We start from the raw sequence: 716 nt of genomic DNA, 5'->3' as shown, positions 1-716 counted from the left end.
TGGGTAGATTTTTCGCCGGTGTAGATTTCCATCCAGGAGATTTTACGTTCGCCGTGGTAAGCCTTTTTAACGGCCGCATCAACCACGTGGATCATGGCAGGAGTCACGTCAACGCCGATGCCGTCGCCTTCGATGAACGGGATGATCGGGTTATGAGGAACAACCAGTTTACCCTGGGCGTCAACCGTGATTTTTTTACCTTCTGCCGGAACAACTACTTTGCTTTCCATCAACCTCTCCTTCAAGCGCAATTTTGTTAATGCTTTGTAAGATGCGTGTAGATACTACTTGAATATTCGGTCCGCGCCAATCCGAAACGGATTCGGTTATAATGCGCTTATCATCCGTAATCTCAACCGTTATGAAAAAATTCTCTGTTAGAAATCACAACGTTAAACGATTCAGCAAGCCGAATGCCGCCAAACCCGCCGCGCCGAAGGGGCCGCGCCGCATTGTGTTATTCAACAAGCCCTTCGACGTGCTGCCGCAGTTCACCGACGAAGCCGGCCGCGCCACGCTGAAAGAATACATCCCCTTCCCCGACGTTTACGCCGCCGGGCGCCTGGATCGCGACAGCGAAGGGCTGCTGGTGCTGACCAACGACGGCCAGCTGCAGGCGCAGCTCACCCAGCCGGGCAAGCGCACCGGCAAAATCTATTATGTGCAGGTCGAGGGCGCGCCGCAGGAGAGCGATCTGGCGCCGCTGCGCAGCGGCG

Annotated in this window: 1 protein-coding gene and 1 pseudogene; one reads left to right on the top strand and one right to left on the bottom strand. The window is 55.2% G+C overall.

Going from position 1 to position 716, the window contains the following annotated elements:
* Positions 1-230: pseudogene (locus ADK28_RS01720) on the bottom strand (isocitrate/isopropylmalate family dehydrogenase); the annotation flags it as partial.
* 131 nt (positions 231-361) lie between these two features.
* On the opposite strand from ADK28_RS01720, the gene ADK28_RS01715 reads away from it, so the two are divergent.
* A partial coding sequence (locus ADK28_RS01715; RefSeq protein WP_048794712.1) for a pseudouridine synthase occupies positions 362-716 on the top strand: 355 nt, incomplete at its 3' end.

Source organism: Serratia sp. 506_PEND (genome assembly GCF_001076875.1).
GTDB lineage: Bacteria > Pseudomonadota > Gammaproteobacteria > Enterobacterales > Enterobacteriaceae > Serratia > Serratia marcescens.
The sequence above is the reverse complement of the archived record's forward strand: the minus strand, read 5'-3'. Positions and strand labels throughout refer to the sequence as shown.